Annotated in this window: 20 protein-coding genes and 1 pseudogene; 2 read left to right on the top strand and 19 right to left on the bottom strand. The window is 62.4% G+C overall.

What is annotated here, in order from left to right; genetic code table 11:
- Positions 1-66: 66 nt before the first annotated feature.
- From BCR55_RS28330 to BCR55_RS28280, 13 genes and pseudogenes are all read right to left on the bottom strand, one after another.
- Positions 67-1,599 (bottom strand): GGDEF domain-containing protein, encoded by a 1,533-nt coding sequence (locus tag BCR55_RS28330; RefSeq protein ID WP_065497211.1) that lies wholly within the window; start codon positions 1,597-1,599, stop codon positions 67-69.
- A gap of 160 nt (positions 1,600-1,759) precedes the next feature.
- A pseudogene (locus tag BCR55_RS32845) lies at positions 1,760-1,891 on the bottom strand (succinylglutamate desuccinylase); the annotation flags it as partial.
- Positions 1,892-2,056: 165 nt separating this feature from the next.
- A complete protein-coding gene (locus tag BCR55_RS33640; protein ID WP_254661863.1) occupies positions 2,057-2,251 on the bottom strand; it encodes a zinc-binding dehydrogenase in 195 nt (64 codons plus the stop codon).
- Between the two features lie 30 nt (positions 2,252-2,281).
- Complete coding sequence (locus BCR55_RS28325; protein WP_254661861.1) at positions 2,282-3,046, bottom strand: NADPH:quinone oxidoreductase family protein; 765 nt, start codon at positions 3,044-3,046, stop codon at positions 2,282-2,284.
- 10 nt (positions 3,047-3,056) lie between these two features.
- Positions 3,057-4,169, bottom strand: coding sequence for a CaiB/BaiF CoA-transferase family protein (locus BCR55_RS28320; RefSeq protein WP_065497049.1), 1,113 nt, complete (start codon positions 4,167-4,169; stop codon positions 3,057-3,059).
- Positions 4,166-4,822: a 3-hydroxyacyl-CoA dehydrogenase family protein gene (locus BCR55_RS28315; RefSeq protein WP_006410439.1), complete on the bottom strand. Its 657-nt coding sequence runs from the start codon at positions 4,820-4,822 to the stop codon at positions 4,166-4,168. The genes BCR55_RS28320 and BCR55_RS28315 overlap by 4 nt, the downstream gene beginning before the upstream one ends.
- 1 nt (position 4,823) lies before the next feature.
- Positions 4,824-5,699, bottom strand: a complete 876-nt coding sequence (locus BCR55_RS28310) for a 3-hydroxyacyl-CoA dehydrogenase family protein (protein WP_065497048.1) — start codon at positions 5,697-5,699, stop codon at positions 4,824-4,826.
- 9 nt (positions 5,700-5,708) lie between these two features.
- The gene (locus BCR55_RS28305) at positions 5,709-6,875 is read right to left on the bottom strand and encodes an acyl-CoA dehydrogenase family protein (protein ID WP_006399049.1); all 1,167 of its coding nucleotides are present in this window, start codon (positions 6,873-6,875) and stop codon (positions 5,709-5,711) included.
- 14 nt (positions 6,876-6,889) lie between these two features.
- Positions 6,890-7,645 (bottom strand): SDR family NAD(P)-dependent oxidoreductase, encoded by a 756-nt coding sequence (locus BCR55_RS28300; protein WP_065497043.1) that lies wholly within the window; start codon positions 7,643-7,645, stop codon positions 6,890-6,892.
- Entirely contained in the window at positions 7,638-8,408 is a 771-nt protein-coding gene (locus tag BCR55_RS28295; protein ID WP_065497041.1) for an enoyl-CoA hydratase/isomerase family protein, read from the bottom strand. The genes BCR55_RS28300 and BCR55_RS28295 overlap by 8 nt, the downstream gene beginning before the upstream one ends.
- Positions 8,409-8,410: 2 nt before the next feature.
- Positions 8,411-10,093, bottom strand: coding sequence for a class I adenylate-forming enzyme family protein (locus BCR55_RS28290; protein WP_006399046.1), 1,683 nt, complete (start codon positions 10,091-10,093; stop codon positions 8,411-8,413).
- A 15-nt stretch (positions 10,094-10,108) separates the two neighbouring features.
- Entirely contained in the window at positions 10,109-10,888 is a 780-nt protein-coding gene (locus BCR55_RS28285; RefSeq protein ID WP_006399045.1) for an enoyl-CoA hydratase-related protein, read from the bottom strand.
- Between the two features lie 12 nt (positions 10,889-10,900).
- Positions 10,901-12,130: a CaiB/BaiF CoA-transferase family protein gene (locus BCR55_RS28280; protein WP_006410455.1), complete on the bottom strand. Its 1,230-nt coding sequence runs from the start codon at positions 12,128-12,130 to the stop codon at positions 10,901-10,903.
- A gap of 270 nt (positions 12,131-12,400) precedes the next feature.
- Between BCR55_RS28280 and BCR55_RS28275 the strand changes: the two genes are divergently transcribed.
- Positions 12,401-14,080, top strand: a complete 1,680-nt coding sequence (locus BCR55_RS28275) for a sigma-54-dependent Fis family transcriptional regulator (RefSeq protein ID WP_065497039.1) — start codon at positions 12,401-12,403, stop codon at positions 14,078-14,080.
- A 57-nt stretch (positions 14,081-14,137) separates the two neighbouring features.
- Here the strand turns inward: BCR55_RS28275 and BCR55_RS28270 are convergent, their stop codons facing one another.
- The 6 genes from BCR55_RS28270 to BCR55_RS28255 all read right to left on the bottom strand — a co-directional run bounded on the left by BCR55_RS28270 (position 14,138) and on the right by BCR55_RS28255 (position 23,474).
- On the bottom strand, positions 14,138-14,398 hold the full coding sequence (locus tag BCR55_RS28270) for a hypothetical protein (RefSeq protein WP_006399042.1): 261 nt from the start codon (positions 14,396-14,398) through the stop codon (positions 14,138-14,140).
- Between the two features lie 59 nt (positions 14,399-14,457).
- Positions 14,458-15,861 carry an MFS transporter gene (locus BCR55_RS28265; RefSeq protein WP_083211907.1) on the bottom strand — a complete coding sequence of 468 codons (1,404 nt, stop codon included), beginning with the start codon at positions 15,859-15,861 and terminating at the stop codon, positions 14,458-14,460.
- Positions 15,862-16,685: 824 nt separating this feature from the next.
- Positions 16,686-16,937 carry a PAAR domain-containing protein gene (locus tag BCR55_RS31920; protein ID WP_081000749.1) on the bottom strand — a complete coding sequence of 84 codons (252 nt, stop codon included), beginning with the start codon at positions 16,935-16,937 and terminating at the stop codon, positions 16,686-16,688.
- A 23-nt stretch (positions 16,938-16,960) separates the two neighbouring features.
- Complete coding sequence (locus BCR55_RS32840) at positions 16,961-17,836, bottom strand: type IV pilus biogenesis/stability protein PilW (RefSeq protein WP_139094100.1); 876 nt, start codon at positions 17,834-17,836, stop codon at positions 16,961-16,963.
- A gap of 14 nt (positions 17,837-17,850) precedes the next feature.
- Positions 17,851-20,904 (bottom strand): lytic transglycosylase domain-containing protein, encoded by a 3,054-nt coding sequence (locus BCR55_RS28260; protein WP_244104632.1) that lies wholly within the window; start codon positions 20,902-20,904, stop codon positions 17,851-17,853.
- Between the two features lie 62 nt (positions 20,905-20,966).
- Positions 20,967-23,474 carry a type VI secretion system Vgr family protein gene (locus BCR55_RS28255; protein WP_006399031.1) on the bottom strand — a complete coding sequence of 836 codons (2,508 nt, stop codon included), beginning with the start codon at positions 23,472-23,474 and terminating at the stop codon, positions 20,967-20,969.
- A 420-nt stretch (positions 23,475-23,894) separates the two neighbouring features.
- Between BCR55_RS28255 and BCR55_RS28250 the strand changes: the two genes are divergently transcribed.
- Entirely contained in the window at positions 23,895-25,154 is a 1,260-nt protein-coding gene (locus BCR55_RS28250; RefSeq protein WP_065495545.1) for an IS256-like element IS1356 family transposase, read from the top strand.
- Positions 25,155-25,178: the final 24 nt, after the last annotated feature.

Here is a 25,178-nt window from a genome sequence, read left to right as displayed (position 1 = left end):
CCGTGCGGTGCATCGCGCGACGCGGCGCCGTCGCCGTGCGGCGTGCGAGGGTGCGCTGTGCGGGCGCTAGACGATCGCCGGTTCGGCTGGCGCGGCGGTTTCGACGTCGGCGTGGCACACGCGATTGCGGCCGCGGTGCTTCGCCGTATACAGCGCACGGTCGGCGCGACGCGCCAATGCATCGGCCGATGCCGCACGCGCGTGGTCGGCCGTCGCGCAGCCGATGCTGACCGTGAACGCGGGCACCGGATCCGCAAATCCGTCGAGCCGGTTGCGTTCGACGTCGCGGCGGATCGCGTCCGCGATCTGCATCGCGCCGCGCGCGTCGGTATCGGGCAGCACCGCGACGAATTCCTCGCCGCCGTATCGCGCGGCGACGTCGCCGCGCCGGCATACATGCGCGCGAATGCAGGCGGCGAGAAAGCGCAGCGCCGTGTCGCCGTGCGCATGCCCGTAGCGGTCGTTGTACTGCTTGAAGCGATCGGCATCGATGAACAGCACCGACAGGCTGCCGCCGTCGCCGCGCTGCAGCCGCGCGCACGCGTCGACGAGCATCGCATCGAGCGCGCGGCGGTTGTGCAGGCCCGTCAGCGGATCGGTACACGCGAGGTCGGTCAGCCGCTGCTGCTTGCGCAGATTGTCGCGCAACGCGAACGCAAGCAGCCAGACCACCGCGCAGAACAGCGCGCCGATCACCGACGCCGACACGCCGACCGTCCACGACAGCCGCGTGATGCCGGCCAGCACGTCGCGCTCGGCCGGCGCGACGACCGCGATCAGTGGCGTGCCGGGCACGCGCTGGAACGTATACAGACGCAACGTGCCGTCGATCGACGAATGCGCGGCATAGAACCCCGACTCGCGGCTCACCATGCGCTCGAACGACTTCGAGCGGCGCAGGCGCGTCATCTGATGCTCGCTGAGCGGCGGGTTTCTCGCGAGGATCGTGCCGTCCGCGCGCAGGATCGCCGTGACGCCGTGCGGCCCGACGTTCAGCCGCGACAGCAACTGGCCGAAGTACGCGAGGTCGATCGCGACGACGGCAATGCCATCGAACGTATGGTCCGGCCGCTCGATGCGCCGCGACAGCGCAATCGATTCGGCGCCGCCGCGCGAGCGTGCGCGATACGCTTGCGACACGTAAAGCCCGACGCCGTCTGCCTTGCGATGGACGTTGAAATAGTCGCGATCGCTGAAATCCCAGCGATGCGACGAACTGCAACATCCGTCGATCAGCCGACCGTACCGGTCCGTCACGCCCATTCCCGTCACGTACTGCGCGGCCGTGCGCTCGAACAGCAGGTCGTGCCGCAAGCCGGCGTCCATGCGTCGCACGGCCGGATTGCCGAGGTCGGACGCCAGCGCGACGAGCGCGGCGTTCGACGTTTCGACGGTCCGCGCGATCTCGCTGACGAGCACCGCGGCGACGTTGCGCGACGTTTCATGCGCATGCTCGACGACTTCGCTGCGTGCGGCCCACAGCGTGAGCGCGCTGATCGCGAGCGCGGCCAGCGACATCAGCGTGCCGAGCGCGCCGACGAACAAGGTGTGGCGCCCCGCCCAGTCGGCGATTTTCTCGATTGAAGTGGAGGCAGACATGCTCGCGCGTGTCGTGCCGGCCCGCACAACGCGCACGGTCGGCATCAAAATCCGGGTTAACGGCAGTGGCGCGAAGAAATGGAGGCCCGGCGCGCGGTGCGCGCGGGGCTGGGGCGCCGCAAACGTGTGCGCGGCGATACGGGCCGCGCGATGCGCGCGATCAGGCGCGCGTGCCGGTATCGTCGACGAGGCGCCCGAGGCGCACGACCGTCACGCCGGGCCGCAACTGACGCAGCGACGGCATCACGAGCACGCAGTCGGGATAGGGCGTGACGACCGGTTCGCCGTTCGCCGACGATGCCGACCGTCTCGACGGGCAGCGGTGATGTTGTGTTCTGCATGTTCATCCTGCGGAAGACGTGGGAAACGTTCGTTGCGGTCGACGGATACGGCCCCGGCGCGATCGAGTGCGAGGACGTGTGTCGCGTCGCGATCGAGGTATGGCGTTGCAGGATCGTCAGTCAAGCGTCACCACGTATTTGCCTGACGATCGGCCGGACGCCAGCTTCGTCAGCGCCTCGCCGGCGCGAGCGAGCGGCAGCCTGGCGGCAATCCTCGGCTTGATCGCGCCCTGCTCGTACAGTCGGAAGATCGCCTGCTGGACGGCGCGAACCTTCTCGGGTTGCCGATCCCGATAGTCGCTCCATTGCAGGCCGCTGACGGCAATGTTCTTGACGAGCAGTTAGTTGACCTTGACCTCGGGAATGCGTCCGGACGCGAAGCCGACCACGACCGCCCGGCCGCACCATGCGATCGCCCGCAGCGCGGCATCGAACGCGTCTCCACCGAGCGTGTCCAGCAGCACGTCGACACCGCGATCGACGGTCGCCGCGCGCACCTGCTCGCGCAGCGAATCGCGCAGGTTCGGCGCGGTCAGGTCGATGATGGCGTCGGCACCCGTCTCGGTCGCGACACGGGCCTGCTCGGCGCCGCTGACGGCCGCCAGCGCCCGGCCGCCGAGACTCTTGACGAGCTGGAGCGCCGCGGAGCCCACACCGCCGCCCGCGCCCGTGACGAGCACGGACTCGCCTTCGCAAAATCCGCCACGTTCTACCAGCGCGAAATACGCAGTCTGGTACACGAGCCCCATGGCGGCGGCATCGTCGAAGGGCATCGAATCGGGGAGGACGAAGCACGATCGCTGGTCGACGCTGACCCGCTCGGCGAATGCACCGTACTCCATTTGCGCGACCACGCGATCGCCTGGTCGGATGTGCGTGACGTTGCGCCCGACGGCACGCACGATGCCGGCCGCGTCCTTGCCCGGTGCGAACGGACGCTCGGGCAGCACCTGATACGTTCCGCGTACGACGAGCAAGTCCGGATAGTTGACGGCCGCGGCGCGCACGTCGATCAGGACGCTGTCGTCGCCGACGTGCGGATCGGGCAACTCGCCGAGTGTCAGCTGTTCCGGTTCGGTGAATGCGTGGACCACGATTGCTTTCATGTCCGTACCCTCACCGGTTCAACAGCGCATTGTCGGCCCCAAGGGCGGGCGAGGGCCGATCGCGGCATGGATCGCGGAAGGGTGCGGCTACCGGCACCGGCAGAGCAGGCAGCGTGCTGCCGGCTGCCGTGCGCACCGTACGATCGAATACGCCGCGCGAAACGAAATGCGGATCGCGGCAGGCCTCCTCGAGGCTCACGACGCGGCTCGTGCAAACGTCCTGACCGGCGAAACGGTCGAGCCAGTCCGCGAGCGGACGCTGCGCGATCGCATCGGCCACCGCGTCGGTCGCCTCGGCGGGAGACAGCCGGGCCAACGCCTCCGCATCCAGCCCGACGAGCGCGACGAAGTTGCTCCAGAACTTGTCCTCGATTGGTGCGGCCTCGAGAAAGGCATCGTCGGCCGTGCGATAGATCTGGTAGCGCGGCGATCCGCCCGTCACGAGTTCCGACGCGGGTCGCGGCCAGCGGCCGCGTGCGCCGCTGCCGAGGCCCCAGTACAGGAACGTGAAGAGGTTGTCGGCCATCGCTACGTCGAGATGGCAGCCCTGGCCGGTCTGGTCGCGCTGCCGCAGCGCGAGCAGGATGTTCATCATGGCCGGATACGCGCCGCCTGCGACATCCGCAATCAGCGCCGGTGGCAAGCCCGGCCGGCCGTCGACGCCGGCCGTCAGCGACAGCATGCCGGTTGCCGCGACATAGTTGAGGTCGTGAGCCGCCTCGTGTGCGCGCGGCCCATGTTGTCCGAAGCCCGTGATCGAGCAGTACACGAGCCGAGGGTTGCGTTTGGCGAGCGCGGTATAGCCGAGGCCGAGCCGTTCCATCACGCCGGGGCGGAACTGTTCGATAAGCACGTCGGCCGCATCGATCATCGGCGCCAGTCGCTCGAATGCGTCGGGCGCTTTCAGATCGATGGCGATCGATCGTTTGCCGCGGTTCAGCAATACGAAATTGGTGCTGTCGTCGTCGATCTTCGGTTCGTACGCGCGCATGTCGTCGCCGCGCTCCGGCCGTTCGAACTTGATCACCTCCGCACCGGCCTCGGCGAGCAGCAGCGAGCACAGCGGTCCCGGCAGCAGCGTACTGAAGTCGAGCACTTTGAGTCCGGCGAGCGGTTGCGTCATTGCGCACCTCCGCTCGCCCGTTCGGCAGCCACGCGAGCGCGGCGTGCGGGCGCGTAGGGTGCTTGCCCGAGCGCCCGGTAGAGCGCGTCCGTAATCGAAAAGTGGTGGGCGAGACCGGTGCGTTCGAGCAGCGAGATCGGCCCCTCGGGATAGCCGAGCCCGAGGCAGAGCGTCTGGTCCAGGTCGTCGGCGCTTGCCAGTTTCTCGTCGAGACGCGTCAACGCCGCATTGAAGTACGGACGAATCAGCCGATCGACGATGCGCCCCGGAAAGTCGTTGCAGACGGCAACCACCAGCCCGGAAGCCTCGAACGCGGCCTTGGCGGCATCGATTGCAGCCGTCGACGTACCGGGTTGCCGGACCAGTTCGACGAGCGCACTCGGCTCCGCGTCGCCGAGCCGAAACCGTGCGAACCCGACGACATTGCTGCCTTCGAGCCCGCGACGCTCGCCTGTGTGGACGCCGAGACACTCGGTACCCAGCTCGATGGCGACGAAGGTGCGCGACGCGAGGCCGGTGGACGCCGCATAGGCGCGTCCTGCGTCGGCGCCGACGAACACCAGCGCGTCGCCGCCGGCGCACGCCTGCTCCAGGAACGGGTGCGCGGCAGGGAAGGACCGGCTTTCGCCGGCAGTGACGATCTCATAGCGCATGTCAGGCTCCGAACATCTTGTTGTCGCGGTACACGTGAAAACCCCGGCCGGTCTTCTTGCCGAGTCGATTCGCGGCGATCATCCGCCGCACGAGCGGCGGGCAGGCCGCACGAGGCTCGTGGGTCAAGCCGTACATCGCGTCGCACAGCAGCTTCTGCGTGTCCATGCCGACGAGGTCGAGCAGTTCGAGCGGACCCATCGGGTAGCCGAGCGCCGTCTTGATGGCGACGTCGATGTCGGCGGCTTCCGCCACGCCCTGCTCGAGGAGGCGGATCGCATCGTTGTTGAACGGGATCAGAAAGTAGTTGAGGATAAAGCCGGGCGTGTCCTGCGTGGCGACCGGCTTCTGTCCCATCGCTTCCGCGAACGCCCAGGCTCGCCGGAACGTTTCGTCGGAGGTCTCGAGACCGGGCGACATCTCGACCAGCTTCATCAGTTGCGCAGGCAGGCAGAAATGCATGCCGACGAACCGGTCGGGCCGGCCCGATCCGCCGGCGATCTCGGTGATCGAGATCGTCGACGTGTTGGACGCGAACAGCGTCGTCGCCGGGCATATCGTGTCGAGGGCCCGGAAGACCTGATGCTTGACGGCGAGATCCTCGAACACGGCTTCGATCACGATATCGCACTGCGCGAGTCGCGCCAGCTCGGTCGTAGACTGCCAGCGTTCCATGGTCGCGGCAGCGCCGCCCGCGGGCAACTTGCCGCGTTGCTCCGATTTGGCGAGAAAGGCCTCGGTCTGCGTGCGTGCGTTGTCGAGCGCGTCCTGTCGCGCATCGAAGACGATGGTGCGAAAGCCCGCCCGCGCCGCGACGATCGCGATCCCGGCGCCCATCGTGCCCGCGCCGGCGACGCCGACGGTCTGAATGGTTGTCATGAGTGTCTCCTATTTCTTGAGAAAGCTGCGTCCGATCAGCTGACGATGAATCTGGTTGGTGCCTTCCCAGATTTGCGTGATCTTCGCGTCGCGCATCAGGCGCTCGACGCGGTAGTCGTTGCAATAACCGTAGCCGCCGAACAGCTGCACGGCGTCGGTCGTAATGCGCATCGCGGCATCGGACGCCCGCTGTTTCAACACGGACGCCTCGACGCCGAAATCCTGTTCACCGGCATCGATGCGCGCGCCCAGCTGCCAAAGCAGCGATTCGCACAGGATCAGTTCAGAGGCCATGTCGGCCAGCATGAACTGAATGCCCTGAAATTCGAGAATGCGCTTGCCGGATTGCCGGCGTTCGTTGATGTAGTCGACGGCATCTTCGAACGCGGCCCGCGCGATGCCGAGTGCATGTGCGGCGATACTGGGACGAGACCGGTTGAGCGACCCGAAGAGAATGCGCAGACCGTCGCCCGGATTGCCGATGAGATTGGCACGCGGCACGCGGCAGCCGTCGAACGACAGGCTGGCGGTGCTCGATGCGCGCGTGCCCATCTTGTGCTCGGTTCCGAGCACGCGCAGGCCGTCGGTGCCCTTTTCGAGGATCAGCACGGAGATCGCGGCTTTCGCATCGTCGATCGTCGACCATTTGCCGAACAGCAGATATAGATCGGCGACGTCGCCGTTGGTGATAAAGATCTTGCCGCCGTTGACCACGATGTCGTCGCCATCGGGCGTGAAGGTCGTGCGCATGCCGGTCGCATCCGATCCCGCCGCGCTTTCGGTGATCGCCAGCGAGGCAAGCGCGCCTTCGGCGATGCGCGGTAGCAGCCGGTTTTTCTGCGCTTCGTTGCCGTACTCGATGAGCGGCTTGATCGCATGGAAATTGGTTGCCCAGATGATGCCCGTCGACGCGCATGCCTTCGATATCTCGCGCACGCAAGCCAGATAGCACAGGTAGGAAAGCGGAGCGCCGCCATAGGCCTCGGGGACGAACATCGCGTTGAGTCCGAGTGCGTTGATCGCCCGCAGGTTGTCCCACGGGAACGTGCCGGATCGATCGTATTCGGCGGCACGAGGCGCAAGTTGCGACGCGCAGAGATCCTTGACGCTGTCGAGAATCATCCGTTCTTCTTCGGCAAGCGGGAGGCGTGCGTCCAGCCGTTCCAGAATGTTCATAGAGAGTCCTTGCATCAAAGGGCAATGCCCTGGCCGCCATCGACATAGAAGGTCTCACCGGTCACGAACGCTGACGGGAGCTGGAACAGGCCGGCGACGAATCGCCCGATGTCGTCGGCCTTGCCGGGGCCACCGAGCGGGATGCGCTTTTTCAGGAACGACTGCAGTGCCCCTTCGTTGAGCTCGTCGCGATTCAGGTCGGTTTCGATGTAGCCCGGCGCGACGTTGACGACCCGGATGCCTTGACGCGCCCACTCGACCGCGAGACAGCGCGACAACGCGCCCACCGCAGCCTTCGATGCGCAATACGCCGCATTGCCCTTGACGCCGAGCTTGTCGTAGAACGAGCCGATATTGACGATCAGCGATGCACCGGCGTTGCACAGCAGCGGGTAGGCGGCCTGGCTCGCGAGCAGGACCGACGCTGCATTGGTGAACATGACGCGTTCGAAATCTTCGAGCGCAAACGTCGCGGAAGGGCCTTGCAGGTGAATGCCTGCATTGTTGACGAGGCCGACGACAGCCTGCCCCGATGCCTTCGGCACCGACGAGAACGCGGCATGCACGGCCGGTGCGTCGGTGATGTCGCACCGTATCGCCATCATCCTGCGCCGCGCTTCGCCGTCGAGATCCGTCACGTGCGGCAACTCGCCGGACCGGGACAGACACACGACACTGAATCCGGCCATCGCGAGTTCGGCCGCGATCGACGCGCCGATTCCGCGGCTCGCTCCCGTCACGATGACGGTCCCGTTGAGACGATCACGCATCCTTGAACTCCGGCGTCCGTTTTTCGATGAACGCGCGCATGCCTTCGGCCGCGTCGGCGGTCTGGTAGGCGAGCGTCGACAGATCCGCCTCGATGGCGAGGCCTTCGTCGAGCGTCGTCGCGACGCCGCGGGCGACTGCTTCGCGCGCGAATTGGGACGCGCACCGGCTGTAGCCGACGAACTCGGCCATGAATGCCTTGCCAAGTTCGACCGGATCGCCATCCGGCACGATGCGGTTGACGAGCCCCCATCGTTCGGCCTCGGTTGCGTCGACGGTGCGGCCCGACATCACGAGTTCGATTGCGCGTGCCTCGCCAATGAGGCGCGACAGGCGCTGCGTTCCGCCATATCCGGGAATCAGACCCAGTTTGATTTCGGGCAGTCCCATGCGCGCGTGCGACGTCGCGATGCGGAAGGTGCAGGCCATCGCCAGTTCGAGACCGCCGCCGAACGCATATCCGTGGAGCACTGCGACGGACGGGATCGGCAATGCGGCCAGTGTGGCGAACGTACGCTGACCACGCTGCGCGCCGCGACGCTGATCCATCAGCCCGCGATCCATCAGTTCCTTGATATCGGCACCGGCGCAAAATGCCTTCGGGCCTGCGCCCGTCACGATCAGCGCGCGCGCAGTCGACGCGGCAACGTCGTCGAGCGCGCGGGCGAGCGCGTCGATCATCGAAAACTGCAATGCGTTGTGCGCGTCGGGCCGATTTAGCGTCAGCAGCGCGTAAGGCCCGGAAAAATCGAGTTCGATTGCCATGTTCAGACTCCTGCGGTAACGGGGGCCTTGTATCGGACCGAGACGGGCTTCAACTCGCCGCGTAACGTCATCTCGACCAGATCGCGCTTGAGGATCTTGCCGCTGGCGGTAAGCGGAAACGCATCGAGCGGCAGGTAGTACTCGGGCATGTCGTATTTCGACAGCCCGCAGTTGGCGAGGTGGGCCAGCATGTCGTGCGGATCGAGATGCTGGCCCGTACGTACGATCACCGACAGGCAAACCTTCTCGCCGAGCCGCTGATCCTGTACCGGATACGCGGCCGCGCGCTCGACGAGCGGATGACGCATCGCCAGTTCCTCGATCCGCGCGGGATGGATGTTGTGTCCGCCGCGAATGATCAAATCCTTTTTGCGACCGACGATCACGAGACAGCCGTTGTCGTCGAGCATGCCGAGGTCGCCGCTCATGAACCAGCCGTGAATGTTGAAGGACGTTTCCGTCGCGACCTGATTGCTGAAATAGCCGAGCATCAGCAGTCCGCCACGGCCGCCGATTTCGCCGATCTCGCCGGGCTCCGCTTCGACGTCCGAGTCGTCCTGTTTCCACAGGCGGACTTCGTAGCCGCGGCACGCGCGCCCGCATGTCGAAACGATGGTGTCCGGCGTGTCGTTCGGGATGGTGTAATTGTGCGAGCCGTTTTCAGTCATGCCGTAGACGTTCTGCGGAGTCACGCCGAGACTGAGAAACTTTTGTGCGACTTCCCGGGGAATCGCGGCGCCGGCCATGTAGAACGTGCGCACGTCGCCGAGCGCGCGCAGGTTGCGATCGCGCACGGCCTGCAGGATGTCCATCGCATGGGTCGGCACACCCATCACATAGGTCGCGCCGGTTTCGAGAATCCAGTCGAGTGCGTGCTTGCTGCCGCGCAGGTTCGTCATCACCAGCTCGAGACCGGCCACGAGCATCTGCTCGATCGCAACCGTCGCGATGTGATGACTCATCGGACTGAGCGTGAGGAGCGTCGTATCGGACGTGTGCCCCCAGTCCTCGACCAGTGCACGGCCGTTGGCCAGCAACGTGTTGTCGCTGTGCATGACGCCTTTGGGCTGCCCCGTCGTGCCGGACGTAAACGCGAGGTAGACGATCTTGTCGGGGTTCAGGTCGGGCGGCGCGACGGCCGCTGGCGGCTGGCGTTCCGGAAACGGCAGGGCGCCGGCCAGGTCGGCCGGCCGATCCCGCAGCGGATCGGGAAGGGCGAACACCGCAGCGAGCGTCGGGATCTCGTCGATGCGCGCGAAGATCGAATGGCGATCGGCGTCTGCACCGTATCCCGGCATCGCGAACAGGGCGCGGCATTGCGTGCGGTGCAACAGCGTGCGGATCTCCTCGACCGTGTAGTTCTGGTGAAGCGAAGGGCAGCAGACGTAGCCGTTCCGCGAGCAGGCGAGAAAAACGATCGCGGTATGGACGACGTTGGGCAGCCAGATGCCGACGCGATCGCCCGGTTTCAGGCCCTGCCGGTGAAGCGCTTCGGCGACGCTGTCGACCCAGTCGACCACTTCGCGCCACGTGAGGCGCACGTCGGCATCGCGCAACGCGCAGGACGTCGGACGTTCGCGCGCATGCCGGCGGGCCAGCGTGTAGAGCGTCTCCTGCTGCCATACGCCGGACAGGTAGTAGTCGCGCGCGTTCTGCGGATTGTGAAGAGTCAGGATGTTCTGCATGGCGTCATCCGCGCATCAGTGCCCGAACTTGCTCGGGTCCGGCTTGCGGCGCTCCGCGAATGCGGCGGCCAGTTCGTCGTGCTCCGCGGTGTCGAGATAGCCGCGCAGCAGCAGGTCGTGCGCCATGCGCGACAGACCGCTCACGCCGCCGTGGCGTGCATTGAACGCGCCCTTCAGCGACGCGAGCGCGAATGCACCGCGCTCGGCGACTTCCAGGGCGTACTCGCGCGTCGCGGCCTTCAACTGATCGTCCGGCACGACGCGGTTGATCAGGCCGATCTCGAGTGCCTCGCGGGCACTGATCTTCGGGTTGCGAAACCAGATGTCCTTCGCGCGCTTCTTCCCGACCAGGTCTTCGAGGTACCACGTGCCGTAGCCGCCGTCGAAACTGCCGACCATCGGACCGACCTGCCGGAACACGGCCGATTCCTTCGCGATCGTGAGGTCGCACACGACCTGAAGAACGTTGCCGCCGCCCACGGCAAACCCGTTGACGGATGCGATCACCGGCTTCTGAAGACGGTCGATGCTCTCGTACATTTCCAGCGTCGGCAGCACCCCCGCATAGAGCGTCGTGTCAGGCATGCCTTCCTTGCGGCCGCCCGTGCAGAAGAACTTGTCGCCGGCACCGGTGATGACGACGACGCGCGTCCGTGTTTCGCGCCGGATCGCATTGATGCAGTCGCGCACTTCGTGGCACATCGTCTCGGTGAACATGTTGCCGTCGTCCGGTCGGTTCAGCGTGATCGTGCCGATCGGGCCGTCTTCCTCGTAGAGGATTTCCGAGTAGTTCATTGTGTCTCCTGTTCAAACGATTTCTGCGTCGATAAGACCCGCGATGCAAACGGCGGACATGGATAAGTGATCCCGGAGAATGCGCTCGGTGTCCTGGCCCAGGGCCGGCGGCGCACTGCGGTAAACGGCGCTGCCGCCGTCGAAGCGAATACCGAGGCCGACCTGCGGCACGCGGTCGACCGTGCCCCGAGCCGCGAAGAACATCCCGTCGTCGCGCAGCGGCACGTCGTCGACCAGTTGATCGATCGTGTTGATCGGTCCGGCGGGAATGCGATGTTTCGCGAACAACGGAAGCCAGTGGTCGCGCGATTGCGTAGCGAGCAAGGCCGCGATCGTGGCCACGATGCGCTCACGTGCATCGCGTCGCTTCGCGTTCGTATCGAAGCCGGACGCGCGGCCGTATTCGGGCTTGCCGACGGCTGCCCAGAACCGATGCCAGATCGCATCGTTGCCGAGGCCGAGCGTGATCGGGAAGTCGGCCGTCTCGAATACCTGATAGATCGCGATGACGGAATCCGTGCCGCCCGAGCGCATCGGCGACTCGCCGGAACCCAGATAAGGCACGATGCGCGGCGCCATGAACCGTGCGGACGTGGCGACCATCGAGATATCGATTTGTTTGCCGGCGCCTGTGCGCTGGCGTTCGAACAGCGCAGCGAGCACGGCCATCGCGATGTCCTGACCGGCGAGCAAGTCGGCCGCGGGCGTGCCGATTTTCTGAGGCGGCCCATCGGCCTGGCCGGTCAGATGCATGATGCCCGAATAGCCCTCTGCGATCAGGTCGTAGCACGGCAGGTCGGCGCGCTCCCCGTGAAGGCCGAAGCCGGTTACGGACGCGTGGACGAGCATCGGATTGATCGCCTTCAACGTCGCGTAGTCGAGTTCGAGCTTTTCCTGTACGCGCTGCGTCGTGTTGACGACGACGACGTCGGCTCGCCGCACCAGATCGTGGGCGATCCGGCGCCCCTCGGAGCGGGTCAGGTCGATCGTCATGCTGAGCTTGTTCCTGTTCATGCTGAGGAACCACAGCGATTCGCCATCGAGAAACGGCGGCCCCCAACTGCGGCTGTCGTCTCCGCCCTGGCGCTTTTCGATCTTGATGACCTCGGCGCCGAGATCGGCAAGCAGCAGCGTGCCGTACGGGCCGGCGACCGAGGTCGTGAAGTCCAGCACCCGTACGCCGTGCAGGCATGTCAGCCCGGGCCCGGAAGCCACGAGGGGAAGTGTATTCAGTGCGTCCATTGCGATCGAGTTCTGATGGGTGCGTCTCTCGATGCAACGACCGTGCCAAGCGAGTGGCGTGGAGTTTGCTTGCTCCGTATACGAACGCGCGCAGCGTCAATGCCGACGGGCGTCCCGCACGCGCTTGCGTCGCGGCGTGAGGGTCGGCGCACGATCGTCGACTTGGAATCGGACTGTATTCATGCTGTACTTGACGCAGTACCCGACAACAGATGTGTAGCCGACAAATACACTTCGGGGTAAACCCAGCCCCTTGGCATGGTGGGAGACATGAAACGCGAATCTGAAGGCATTCTCGTGCTGGACGACGACGGGAACACCACGTTTGCAAGCGGTCTCGGTCGAGATGCGCTGGTCTCGACGTCGCTCGGCCGGCTTTGGCGCAACCGCGACCGCACGCCGGTGAAGCGCCTGTCTGCGATGACGGAGTTTGAACGCCCGCTGACGATTGCGGCGATTCCGACACGCGATGCGGTGTGCTTCCTGATCTTTGCACTTCAGGAGGCCGATGCGCTGAGCGAATTCCTCGCAGGGGTGGACCTCGCAGAAGACATCCTCAGGCACTTCATCACCGATCCGTACAAGGCAATGATCGTGGTCGATACGGCCGGCAAGATCGCCTACATGAGCCCGGTCCATGAAAAATTTTTCGGACTGAAACATGGCGAGGCCGTCGGTCGTCACGTGACGGCGGTCATCGAGAACACGAAGCTGCATGAGGTGGTCGCGACCGGGAAAGGGCAGGTCGCGCAATTGCAGGAGATGAACGGAATCTCGCGCGTCGTCTCGCGCCTGCCGATCTTCGATCGCAACAAGCGCGTGGTGGCCGCGATCGGGCAGGTGATGTTCAAGGGCCCCGAAGCGATGCGCGAGCTGACGGCCGAGCTCGCACGCGTGAAGCAGGAGCTCGATTTCTACAAGCGTGAGCTGTCCGGCATCCGCAACCGCAGCTATGGGCTCGATCAGATCGTCGGGAGCAGCGAAGCGGTACGGCGACTCAAGGAGGACATCCTGCGTGTCGCGCCGCTCGATGTACCGGTCCTGCTGGTCGGCGAAAGCGGGACGGGAAAGGAGATGGTCGCGCACGCGATCCACATGCTCAGTCCGCGCAGCGACAAGCCGCTGGTATTGGTGAACGCCGCGGCCATGCCGCCCAACCTGGTCGAAAGCGAACTGTTCGGCTACGAGCCCGGTGCGTTTACCGGAGCGGATCGCAAAGGGAGAAAAGGCAAGTTCGAAGCGGCGGACACCGGCACGCTGTTTCTCGACGAGATCGGCGACATGCCGGTCGACATGCAGGTCAAGCTGTTGCGTGTGCTGCAGGACGGGCACTTCGAGCGCATCGGCGGCGACCGTGCACGCCATTCCGACTTCCGGCTGATTTCGGCCAGCAACCGGGATTTCAAGGCAATGATCGCGAACGCGAGCTTTCGGCTCGACCTTTTCTATCGCATCAGCGCCGTCACCTTGCGCCTGCCGGCGCTGCGCGAGCGGCTCGACGACATTCCGGAGCTCGCCGACACGTTTCTCGAAGCCTTCGCGATTCGTCACGGCGCGCCGAAGAAGGCGATCGCCGACTCCGCCATTCAGTTCCTGCAGTCGCGCGAATGGCCGGGCAACATTCGCCAGCTGCAGCATGCGGTCGAACGCGCCGCGATCTTTTGCGACGGCCCCGTCCTCTCCATCGCAGACTTCGGCAGTCTGGAAGGCGCGATACCTGCGCGGCTCGCCGAGCCCGTGGGCGAGGCACTGGCGGTGCCGAACAAGGGCGCCGTCGATATGCGGGAAGCGAAGGAGCGTGTCGAGTCCGAACTGATTCGCGACGCGATGCGGCGCACCGGCGGCAACAAAAAGCGGGTTGCCGAGGAGCTCGGCATTTCGCGCTCGTACCTCTACAAGCGCCTGAGCGCGATGGACGACCCGCAATCGGACAAGCCGCTGTCTCCGTAGCAGCACGGCCGCACACGCGGCGGCCGCTCTCTGCCGTTGCCGTCGCGCTCCGACGCGTTACGCCGTCCGTCGCCCGCTGCGCTGCGTAACCGGCAGATCGACGTTGTCCTTGGCCACGCGAATCGCACTGTCGAAGCTACGTTCGGTCGCAACGTGTCGATGATCGACACTGACGAACCAGGTTTCACCCGAGACGCACCAGCGAATACGCCGTTCTTCAAGCAGCGAAGAGAACCAACGCCAGACCTCTGCATCTTCGTCGTTTGCGGCGCGTGCCGCATTGATTCTGGTTTGCCTCATGTCATCGTAGAGATCCATGCCCACCTCGTCGAACGTGCTCAACGTCGTTGTCCCGATGTTCGTCCAGGCTCGCGGGCTCACAGCTCCGCGTTCTTCGTCTCCGGTCCCATGAGCGCGCCGACGCACGCCACGATGCCGCCGATCACGAGCAGCGCGACCGGTGCATATCGCGACGGGACCAGCGCACCGAGCCAGTTCATGTAGAACGCGTAGAACGACGGAATGATCACCGACAGGCTGTAGCCGACGCCGAATCCCGTGGCACGGACGCCCGTCGCAAAACGCTCGTTGATATAGGTGACGATGACGGCCCATGCCGAACTGACCGTGATGGCGAGCGCGCACACGAGCAAGCCGATGTGGACGAGACTCGCGCCTTGCGCTTCGATCAGCGCACCGAGCAAGCTGGCGCCGATCGTCGACGACAGCACGCCGATTGCGGCCAGCATCGTGCGTCTGCCTATCCATTGGCCCACGATTCCGGCACCCACGTAGGCGAAACAGAGCACGGTATAAGCGATCATCAGCGTAACCGTCATCTCGAATGCGGACAGATGCAGGGTTTTCAGCAGAATGCCTGTCGGCAGGAACAAGCCGACCACGTTTTGCGTGAGCCAGAACCCGGTCATCATCAACAGCACCTGCATCAGGTTGCGAAACTGCTGGCCGCTGACAAGTCGCGTCGCGGAGGTCGCTTCAGGCTGCCGTGCGGATTTTCCCGCCCATACTTCGGACTCGGAGACCTTGCGCACGTAATACACCGCAAGCAAACCGGCCATCGCTGCACCGATGACGAATGGAAGACGCCAGCCCCACATTGCGTAAGGCGAATCGGGGCCGCCGAGCGGGAACAGCGCGAACATCGCCATGGCCATCACGTTGATCGCGACATAGGCCGCCGGAAAACCGGCGAGGATGAGCCCGCCCACGAGCCCGCGCTGCTCCTTTCTCGAGTACTCGATCGCGAGCGGCAGCGCGCCGGTATATCCGCCGCCGAGGAATATGCCGTCGACGAACCGCAGGAGGACCAGCAGCCAGTACGACGCGATGCCGATGGAGGCGTAGCCGGGAATGAGTGCAATCAGCAAGGTCGCCACGCCGAATCCCGTCACTGACAGGATCGATGCGGTGCGACGGCCGACGCGATCGGCGATGCGGCCGAACAGGATGGCGCCGAGCGGGCGGCCGAGCAGCGTCGTGATGAAGACCAACGACTCGAGGATCGCCTGGTGACCGCCGGACACATGCTTCGGGAGGAAATACGACTGTATCGGCGCAAGAATGATCACCGGCAGATAGATGTCGAACATGTCGATGAACTCGGAAAACACCGCACCCTTGATGGCGCTGTTCCGCTTCTTGTCGAGTGACTGTTCCATCGCGACCTGTGTTGCGTGGCCGGCGCGCACAACTTCGTCCATGCTTGTCTCCAGTTTCATTCTTTGTCGATCCGTCCATGTGTCGGCCGTAAGCGCCGGCATGCCGTCTCGTTGTCGATGTCCGACCGAACGGCGGGCCGACCGCAGCGGCCGTATGTGACGGCAGTGCCGGCGAACCGGCCGGAAAGGCGAAGCGATATTCGTGCCAAGGAGTGCGACGCTCAGGCTATCGCTTGGCGCGCACGCAAGTCCGTATGGACGACCCGCAGCGATCTATCTTGGCTGCTTCGATCGGCCCGGTGCAGTGGCCGAGCCGAGGACACTTCGTCGATCCTGTGTCTGCCGGATCGACACTGCGCGCAGCCGCCAGGACGCCGTGACGATATCGTCGAATTCTTCACCTGCGGTTGCGCGGCAAGGATGCCTCCGTGTATCACCGCTCGATCAGGCGGCTATTTTGGTTGACATAATGCGTATGATCGTCGGATTTGGTTGTAGCGGCTAAGTTGTAATGGCCGCTTTGGGGCGCGGCTTAGCCGATGACACTTCGCGGCCGCCATTTGCGCCGCGGCGAATGTCGCCGAAGCGTCAGCGTCCGTGACCGCCCGGCTATCGACGGCTGCTTGCGGAGGAACGCGGTTCGGTGGTGGTGGTGACTTGGCCGGCGTCGGTGATGGCGGCGGCCACGTTCATGCATGTGATGCGCGATTCTCGGCATCGGTGCCGTTTCGCGTGATGCAGCGTAGCGTCCGTTCGGGCCGGTGCCGGGTCGGGCGACTTGCGACTGAGGTCGTATGCTTGCTCTCGGCCGCCGATCAGATCGGTGCTGTCGCCACATTGCACGATGCCGCCAATCGGCGCGACATCACTCTTTACGACGCCGCAGCGTCACACGCTGCCCTAGCTTAGACGGCGTCCAAGGAGTGCTACACAAGGCTCGAAATCAGGTGGCAACCGCACGTCGCACGGTGGCCGTGCCGCGAGATCGGAATGCCGTTGTCCTTCATCGACTCGTCACCTTCTTCAATGACGTTCGGTGACACCTCCGGATGCAGTGGACACGATACGCGGTCGCCCTTACGTGCTACGTAGCGGCCATCGAACTTCATCGACGATGAGCCCGTCTCGACTTTGCCGCCGTGGTCGGTGTCGTCACCTACGCGAATTAGATTTATCATGAACCAAACACTCGGACAGTATATTATTTTGCCCTATCCACAACTCTAGGAGGAATCTTCGCAGACAATCCTTTCAAATGCATTTGACGCCGATATTCCCTATATTCCGAAATAGCCAATTCCTTGGCATCAATTTCCCAATATGCGTCAGCCAAATTTAGGCGTGCAACAGTGCGATTTGGAAATTTTTTAACCAAGGATTGCAGAAGTTGCGCCGCCTCACTATTTCTCTTATATTTTTCAAGGAAGAATGCCAAATTGTTAACATCTTCGACATTTTCCGCATCAATATAAGCGGCAAGTTCGGCAACTTGAAAATGAGGAATCTCAGAAACATATTTCTCTAAAGACGTCGGCGCTTGAGTCGCCTTTTTAAATTCATCTAACTCACCACGAATTTCGTCTTGAACCTGTTTCTTTGATTCATATGTTAGAGAGTCGTTTTTTCCAATGGGCGAACACCCACTGACTCGCAATACATCCTCCACCGGGACCACCGTTCCCGATGTTATATCCGGTTTTTCTCCATTAATCTGCCGAATCAAACACCAATTTTTATCTGCGGCACTCCACTTGTAGATATGGCGATATATCTGCCCGCCTTGACTTGAGCACGAGCCATCAACAGCCAAAAGATTTGTGTGAGGGACGATATAGGCGCCCATCATGCTACACTCATCAAAATTCTCAACCCTATACGAAAGGGTTCGCCGCAATGAGGGTGAATAGTATTGGATATCCAAACCATTATTCATTGCCTTTGACGAAAAGACACCAGGCCTTCCAATGCCTTCAAAGTCACCGGCCATTTTGCTTTTATCCGTCAACGCCCAGGCACAAGAGACACCGAAAACAAAGAACAAAATGAACGCAATTCCCAGTACATTTTTTCGATTCATAATCCAATCCTTTATCAGGATGCCATCAGTGCCGCCAGTCTCGCCTCTGCGCGCGGACGCACGACAGTAACATGATACCAATTTTGATCCTTGGGCTTACCGTGCTTATCTACCGGCTTGCCCGCTGCGTCGTCAAGATCAAGATATCGCCGATACCCTTTTATGGCCTCGTCCTTATCTTTAATCGTGCCCGCCGCCGACGAACCCGGATCGTGCCAATGCCCCCAGCCAAATGAGGCGCGTTTTTCATTAAAGGCGCGACTCTCCTCAAATTTGTACACTCCTTCGCGATTCAATTTTGCGCAATCTTTCAATCCAAAAAACTTGATGGCTTGATTTATATATTTGAGTCGATGTTCGTATCCATTAAACCCCCCATTTATGATGCGACATACCCAAATGAAATCATCATCCTCACTAGCTTTGAGCAAATTAGCGTGGATCGCAAAATACCATGCCGCAGACAAAACAGAATGAGGCGCCCTCTCGAGTTTCTCCATTGCCGATTTTCCGGACGTCACATCTTCATTCGAATATTCCTGATATGCGTCGTAGTTCTCTTCGTGAGTAATCTGAATCAATCCGCGCCCCCTCCACGGATCATACGGCAGTGGCCCATTGTCTTTCGATAGCTCGCGGGTATATCTGAACTCTCCGCTTTCCGTGAGAATTTGCGCAATAAAATGCGCGCGCTGCATACACGCATCCATTTTATAGTCGATAAATGCTTGATTAATCGCATCCAAATATTCGTTGATCTTTTCGTCAGCACATACCGTCGCAATTTTCCTCATGCTCGAAAACTCAAGCCGCGAACCGGTACACCCGCAACCTCCATTTATCAAAAAATTCCCGATCAACCCAATCGGATGAACATGCCACGGCGACAGGTCCGCTGGAAATCCATCGACTCCCTTGATTTGCTCCCACCATTGAAGCTTCGCGAGTCGATCAAGCTCGGTCTTCCACAGCTCGGTCTGCTTCTTCATCAGCGGGGTAAGCTCTTCCCACTTGCCAAGGCCGCCGCCCCATTCGGTTTCATTGCGCACCACAAGATGCGAAATCGCCTCGGCCATCCATCGCGTTTCCAGCGCGTGCTTCAATTCCTGAGCCGTCACCTTGCCGTCATCGTTCGTATCGATTGCCTTTTCGAGCGTCGTGATGAGTTCACCGGCGTTCACCTTTGCCGCCGTCCCCATGAACTCCGTACCCTCTTCGTCAGCGAGATACTGCTCGGTCGCATGCAGAAACCGTTTATACATATCGGCGGGGCTGACGCTACCGTTGTCGACCAAAACGAACCCCGGCCATTCCCACGGGCTTCGAAATTGCACAAGGGGGTTTCCAGTCTCGCATACCCACCCTTGCCGCGCAGAACCGTCCTTCGAACCAATCGTGATATTCCACCAGTGTCGGCCCTTGTCGTCGATCGCGACGTTCTCAGCGCCGAGCTTGTCAAGGTCGGCACGACGATAGACGTCCCGGAAGTCCGCTCCCGGACCAGTCGCTTTCGCACCGTCCAACGGGAAGTTCTGCCACCCCGAAACGTTCCCGGTACTGACGGTGTTCGCCAGACGGCTTTCCACCCACAGCGGTTTGCCAACGTCCGTGAGCGTTTGAGTGCCCTTCTTATGCCCCTTCGCGGGCTGCGTCGTCACGCTCTTGGGCTGCACTTTCACCCACCGCGAAGCCTTTGCGTCGCCTGTCGGCACGAGCTTCAAACCGGCTTGGGTCAGCTGCTGATCCGGCGCGGGTATTTCGCTCACCAGTTTGGCCCCAGGCATGATCTCCAGGAGCGGTTTGTTTTTGTCGTTCAGTTCCTTCGCCCGATTACGGCTTTGGTCAATGAAGTCTTTCAGGTCCGGCCCCGCGAACACTTCGAGGTGCAGCATCGGATAGTTCGCTTGCGGCGGTAGCGGACCTGCTTTCGTGGCCCATTGATACTGTCCGACGTGGGCGATGACTTCACCTGCTTTGACGGGGTGCGGCTCCTTGAGGATCACGACTGAATCGAGCGGGTTCGGATCGACCACCGCGTCCAGTTCCGCTTTGAACAGGTAGCCCCACGGCGCTTGAGGCGATACGGGCTGACCGACAACAGCCGGCAGAATGGTGCCCGACTTCACGGCCTTGATCTTGATCCAATCCGGATGGGCGGGGTCGCCTTCGCCGGCAATCACCTCGGCTCCTTTTGGCAACACTCCGATTACCTTCCCCTTCGGCAAGTCGCGAATGTTCAAACCTGTCTCGGGTGGTGGTGGGGGAAGGCCCGGTGCAGGATCGACGGATGGCAGGTCGTCCAAATGATAATCGGGCAACGCCGGATTCCCGAATGGATCGTTGGACGTGCCCGCCGGGCGCGCGGGTGCCTTAGGCTTGGGTAACGATTGCTTATCCTTCGCCTTGTCGCCCACGCGATAGTATCGCTCCCCCTCCCAATATGACATCGGCACCGGAAGCAACGGGTCCGGGCGCGAATTGGATTTCGCCTGTTCGATGGCCTTCCGATAGGTCTCCCAATCCATCGTGTGCATGTACAGGCTGAAAAAGACGAGCGGCTTGCCGTCCGCCGGTTTGCTGTCAGCGGGCGGGCTATCGGCTGGCGCAGGCGTAGTACTCGGGGCAGCCGAAGCAGGTTTCGCTGGTTGATCCGGTACCGGTTTCGGCGGCAGCTTCAGTTCGTGCCGTACCAGCACAAACCCGGTCGAATAGTGCGCCAGCGTGTTGTCCGGGTACGTCGTTTCCTCGTATTTCGTGTTCAGCCGGTACGCGACAATCTTGCCGTCTGCGATCGCGCGCACGCCACTGTCCTGATTCAGCATCTCGGCGCTACCGTGGGAGAAGTGCACGCCGCCGTGCCACATGCCGCTGGCGCCGAGCGGATAAAAGCCGTTCTCACTCTTCGCCAGCGCCTTGAAATACGTCATGGGATCCGTCGCGTCGGCCTGCCCGACGGGCGTAAAAGGATAGGCCCAGTTCAATGGTGTATCGGCGGGCTCGATAGGCTTCTGCGCCGGTTTCGGTGCGGCCGGTGGGTGATGTTTCTTCTTAGGATCCGTCTTGCTCATGATTCCCGACTCGGATTCGGTTTTCAGAATTTATTGTGTTGATGCTATATCCGCCGTACGACTCAGCCAGAGAACATCGTAAAGCGGCCGCCGTCGGTCGATACCGGCGACGAATGAAGCGGATTCTGTAGAGAGCTACTTGCTGCACCGGCCTTGTCCCAAGTCGCGCACTTCTCGATAATTTGCCCCGACGTCGCGTTCTCGATCATGTTGCCGGTCAACTTGATATACGAGCCGTTCGCCCCGATCCAGATTTCGTCGGCCGACAGAACCATTTTCTTCCCCGCCGTAATTCTCATATCCTGCGAAGCGGCGAAACTCATCGAGCCGTTCTGTGCCTGAAAATCCACCGGGCCAGTCGCCGCATAGATTTTGACGCCGAGCTTTTCCGCAAACAGGCTGATCTGCTCCAGTACGCTGGCGAGCAACGCGCGACCGGCCGACAGGTTGATGTCTTCACCAGCAACCACGTTGGCCTGCTTGTTTGCCGTGATGTGTGCCGAACCTTGCGTCGAGGCGGCGACGCCTTCCGGACTCGAAAGCAGCAGGATCGGCTTCGCAAAGCCACTCGCATTGCCCGTGCCGCCGCCCGCCGTACGTCCACCGTTGCCAGTGGTACCCGCCACGGTGTGGCGCGTCGCATCGGTGAACGATTTCAGTGCCTCGCGGCCGTCTTGCTGACTTTGTGCGCGGTTGGTCTGGCTCGCTTTCGATGTCGTTTCCAGCGTCGCTTCCGCGCGGGCAAGTTGCTCCGATGCCGCCGTTGCGCTCATCGGCTGCGTGGACGCCGGGTGGGTTGACACATACAGCCCCTGTTCGGCACGCACTGCGCCGTAGCCCAGCGACTTGAGGTCGAAACCGTAGCCGATGAACGCGCCCCGCGTGTTGCCCGAATGCTGAATGAGGTAGCCGAGGTGCAAGTGCGAGCTGTAGCTCGTCGAGTACAAGTGCACGCGGTTTTGCCCGGTGGCGTCGTCCATCATGAGCTGGTTGTAGCCTTCGCCACCGTATTCGCGCGACAGCAACCCCGAAGTCAACCCGTGCGTATGCCATTCGGGCATGCTTTTCCCACCGTGCATTCGGGACAAAATCACCGGGCGATCGCAGTCGCCATTGATGAAGCCGACCAAGACTTCGTCGTCCTTGCGCAGCGGGAACATTCCGCCGCGTTTATAGCCCGCATCCGGCATCGCAGCGCGTATCCATGCCGACACGTTCTGGTCACCCTCATTAAGCCGATCGGACGTTAGCCGGACTTTTGCGCGCAGCATGTCGTCCGTATAGATTTCCTCGTTCTCCGGTCCGCCGACGATACCGGTCTGAAGCTGCATGACGGGTTTCTTGTGTTCAAACGGACTGCGAAACGCGACGCGCCGTCGTTGCGCTTCGATCTCCACGTGGAAAAAGCCGACGCCTCCATCCTGATGGCGCACGGAAGAACCCGCACCGCTCGCACGCGCGTACTCGACTTCCGCGCGCAGACTCCTGCGGAATCGCTGAAGATTCTCGATACCCGGCACGTTGTTCTGAATAAGCCAGTTCACCGAAAGAATCGCCATTTCGCGATCCTCGACCGACTGCGTATCATGTACCGGATGTCCGGTCAGCACGCCGTAGCGCCCCGGCCATGCGCTGCGCAACGCGCCCACACCGTAGAAGCGCTGCGCGCGCGAGCGCCACTCTTCAGTGATGAAGTTCGCCTGGCGTTCGCCCGTGTCCCGGTCCGACCACGTATATGCGCCGGTGTATTCGTATTGCTCGCCCAACCCCGGAACCTCGTCAAGATCGAGCGCGGGCATGGTCACGTGCTTGGGCAGGTCCGGACGCTTGTAATCGAAGGTGCCCGTATCGAGTTCGGCAGACTGGAGTTCCTGGGAATCGACCCACTCGCAGATGCCGTCGAATTCCTCGTCCCGTACCGAGCGGCTGAACGCAATGGTCTTGTTTCTCAATTCCGGAACCGCGAACAGATCGTCCATCACGACGACCTTGTGCGATTTGCCATCCTCGGCCACCTCGAAACGCGGAAACACGCCGAGTTCCTCGAACGTTCGATGGACGTAGTTCCAATCGGATTCCCATTGCATCCGGTAGGAATATGAACGCAGGCCTCGGCTCAGTTGCCACGTAAAGTTACCGGCTGCCTGTGGGTATTTCCCAAGCACATCCGACACTGTTTGCTGTGCAGGCGTCTCGATCCAGTCGCGTCGATCGCTTCCGAGTCGAAGCAGCGCGAGAAACGAGTTGAAGCGGAGCTGATAGTAGGCGTTGCCACCGTCCGCGCCCAAGCGACTGAACGCCGTCACATAGCCGTGAATCGGCATTTCGCTGCCGTCGGTCTGCCGAATCCACAGAGTCACGGATTGCCGAATCAGCCCCTTGGCATGAATTGTTTCAAGCCGGGTAGAAATCGCGTCGATTGTGAATTCGAAATCGCGCCCAAGGCACGCTCGCCCGCGAACATACAGCGGGACCAACCAGTCCTCACCAAGTGGCGTATCAAGACGAACAATCCGTCCATATTGCACAAATTGAGAGCGCAGCGCCTCGTTCAACAGATCGGAAACCATCGAGCGACCCCGTGCCATGTAGAAACACAAACGGCCGCCGGGCAGAGCCGGGCGGCAGATTAGCATTGGTTTTGGGAGAAGGCCCTTGATTTCGGCCACTTCTCGGGCCTTCGGGCGTCGGCGCGGTTCGAACCGCCAAGCCGCGCGACGCCGCTATTCATCTTATCAAAGCGCGATTCTACGTCGCCAGGCACCGATGGTGTCAACGTCCGGTGTCTTGCGGTCGGTTCGCCTCGCCCCCGTACCGGGCGCCCTGCGGCACACCGACCAGCGTGCCGGTTACAGCGGGATCGGGCTGCGAGGCCGGCACTGCCGCTGTTTTGGTCGCGAAGTGGTTGAGCCTGCCCGGCAGGCGACCTACGGCGAGCCTATCCGAACTTTTGTGTGTGAGGCATAAACTGATGGCCAAGGAGCCACGTTATGCCACGCAAACGCAAGGAAGAAGTGCCGGTAGAACCGGGCAAGGGATTGAACCTGGACCCGGAACTGATCAAGCAACTGGTGCCCGGGACGCTGGATCGGGCGACGATCAACGAACAGCTCGCGGCGCTCAAGAAGGCAATCTTCGAGCGTGCACTGGGCGGCGAACTGACCCACCACCTGGGCTACGAGAAGGGCGATGCCAAGCCGGCGGGCCGCACGAACCATCGCAACGGCACCAGCCGCAAGCGCATCGCAACCGACAATGACCTGCTCGACGTCGAGATTCCGCGCGACCGCGAAGGCACGTTCGATCCGGTGCTGATCGCCAAGGGCGAGCGACGCTTCACAGGCTTCGACGACAAGATCATCGCGATGTATGCCCGCGGCATGAGCGTGCGGGAGATTCAGGGCTTCCTGCTGGACATGTATAGCATCGAGGTGTCGCCGGACTTCATCAGCACGGTGACTGATGCCGTGATCGACGAAGTGCGCGAATGGCAGCAGCGACCGCTCGAGCCGATGTACCCGGTCGTGTTCTTCGATGCCTTGCGAGTCAAGATCCGCGACGAAGGCGTGGTGCGCAACAAGGCGATCTACCTGGCGCTGGGCGTGCGCCGCGACGGCACACGCGACGTGCTCGGCCTTTGGATCGAGCAGACCGAGGGCGCCAAGTTCTGGCTGCGGGTGGTGAACGACCTGAAGCTGCGCGGCGTGCAGGACATCCTGATCGCCGTGGTCGACGGCCTGAAGGGCTTCCCCGAAGCGATCAACACGGTGTTCCCGGAAACGACGGTCCAGACCTGCATCGTGCATCTGATCCGGAACTCGCTGGACTTTGCCAGCTGGAAAGACAGGAAATCGGTCGCAGCGGCGCTCAAGGAGGTCTATCGGGCACCGTCGGCCGAAGCGGCCGCCGTGGCGCTGGACGCGTTCGATACGAGCCCGTGGGGTACGAAATACCCTCCGATTGCCGCGCTCTGGCGCCGGGCCTGGGATCAGGTGATTCCGTTCTACGCCTTCGCGCCTGACATCCGGAAAATTGTATATACGACCAACGCGATCGAGTCGCTGCACATGCAGCTTCGAAAGATCATCAAGGCGCGCGGCCACTTCCCGTCGGACGAGGCCGCGCTCAAACTGATCTGGCTGGCGCTGCGCAACGTCGTGGCCAAGTGGACCGGCTCTCGGCACGATTGGAAGAGCGCGATGACCCAGTTCGCGCTGCTTTACCCGGAACGATTCAACATTGGAATCTGAATCTCAACCCGCCTCACACACGGA

Origin of the sequence: Burkholderia sp. CCA53, assembly GCF_001685525.1 — a bacterium.
GTDB lineage: Bacteria > Pseudomonadota > Gammaproteobacteria > Burkholderiales > Burkholderiaceae > Burkholderia > Burkholderia multivorans.
Note: the sequence above shows the minus strand (reverse complement) of the source record. Positions and strands in the feature narration are given on the sequence as shown.

What these genes read in the sequence shown, in the direction of transcription:
- BCR55_RS28330 (WP_065497211.1), bottom strand. Translation starts at nt 1,599, where the DNA reads ATGTCTGCCTCCACTTCAATCGAGAAAATCGCCGACTGGGCGGGGCGC.
- BCR55_RS28325 (WP_254661861.1), bottom strand. Translation starts at nt 3,046, where the DNA reads ATGAAAGCAATCGTGGTCCACGCATTCACCGAACCGGAACAGCTGACA.
- BCR55_RS28320 (WP_065497049.1), bottom strand. Translation starts at nt 4,169, where the DNA reads ATGACGCAACCGCTCGCCGGACTCAAAGTGCTCGACTTCAGTACGCTG.
- BCR55_RS28315 (WP_006410439.1), bottom strand. Translation starts at nt 4,822, where the DNA reads ATGCGCTATGAGATCGTCACTGCCGGCGAAAGCCGGTCCTTCCCTGCC.
- BCR55_RS28310 (WP_065497048.1), bottom strand. Translation starts at nt 5,699, where the DNA reads ATGACAACCATTCAGACCGTCGGCGTCGCCGGCGCGGGCACGATGGGC.
- BCR55_RS28305 (WP_006399049.1), bottom strand. Translation starts at nt 6,875, where the DNA reads ATGAACATTCTGGAACGGCTGGACGCACGCCTCCCGCTTGCCGAAGAA.
- BCR55_RS28300 (WP_065497043.1), bottom strand. Translation starts at nt 7,645, where the DNA reads ATGCGTGATCGTCTCAACGGGACCGTCATCGTGACGGGAGCGAGCCGC.
- BCR55_RS28295 (WP_065497041.1), bottom strand. Translation starts at nt 8,408, where the DNA reads ATGGCAATCGAACTCGATTTTTCCGGGCCTTACGCGCTGCTGACGCTA.
- BCR55_RS28290 (WP_006399046.1), bottom strand. Translation starts at nt 10,093, where the DNA reads ATGCAGAACATCCTGACTCTTCACAATCCGCAGAACGCGCGCGACTAC.
- BCR55_RS28285 (WP_006399045.1), bottom strand. Translation starts at nt 10,888, where the DNA reads ATGAACTACTCGGAAATCCTCTACGAGGAAGACGGCCCGATCGGCACG.
- BCR55_RS28280 (WP_006410455.1), bottom strand. Translation starts at nt 12,130, where the DNA reads ATGGACGCACTGAATACACTTCCCCTCGTGGCTTCCGGGCCCGGGCTG.
- BCR55_RS28275 (WP_065497039.1), top strand. Translation starts at nt 12,401, where the DNA reads ATGAAACGCGAATCTGAAGGCATTCTCGTGCTGGACGACGACGGGAAC.
- BCR55_RS28270 (WP_006399042.1), bottom strand. Translation starts at nt 14,398, where the DNA reads ATGGATCTCTACGATGACATGAGGCAAACCAGAATCAATGCGGCACGC.
- BCR55_RS28265 (WP_083211907.1), bottom strand. Translation starts at nt 15,861, where the DNA reads ATGCCGGCGCTTACGGCCGACACATGGACGGATCGACAAAGAATGAAA.
- BCR55_RS31920 (WP_081000749.1), bottom strand. Translation starts at nt 16,937, where the DNA reads ATGATAAATCTAATTCGCGTAGGTGACGACACCGACCACGGCGGCAAA.
- BCR55_RS32840 (WP_139094100.1), bottom strand. Translation starts at nt 17,836, where the DNA reads ATGAATCGAAAAAATGTACTGGGAATTGCGTTCATTTTGTTCTTTGTT.
- BCR55_RS28260 (WP_244104632.1), bottom strand. Translation starts at nt 20,904, where the DNA reads ATGAGCAAGACGGATCCTAAGAAGAAACATCACCCACCGGCCGCACCG.
- BCR55_RS28255 (WP_006399031.1), bottom strand. Translation starts at nt 23,474, where the DNA reads ATGGTTTCCGATCTGTTGAACGAGGCGCTGCGCTCTCAATTTGTGCAA.
- BCR55_RS28250 (WP_065495545.1), top strand. Translation starts at nt 23,895, where the DNA reads ATGCCACGCAAACGCAAGGAAGAAGTGCCGGTAGAACCGGGCAAGGGA.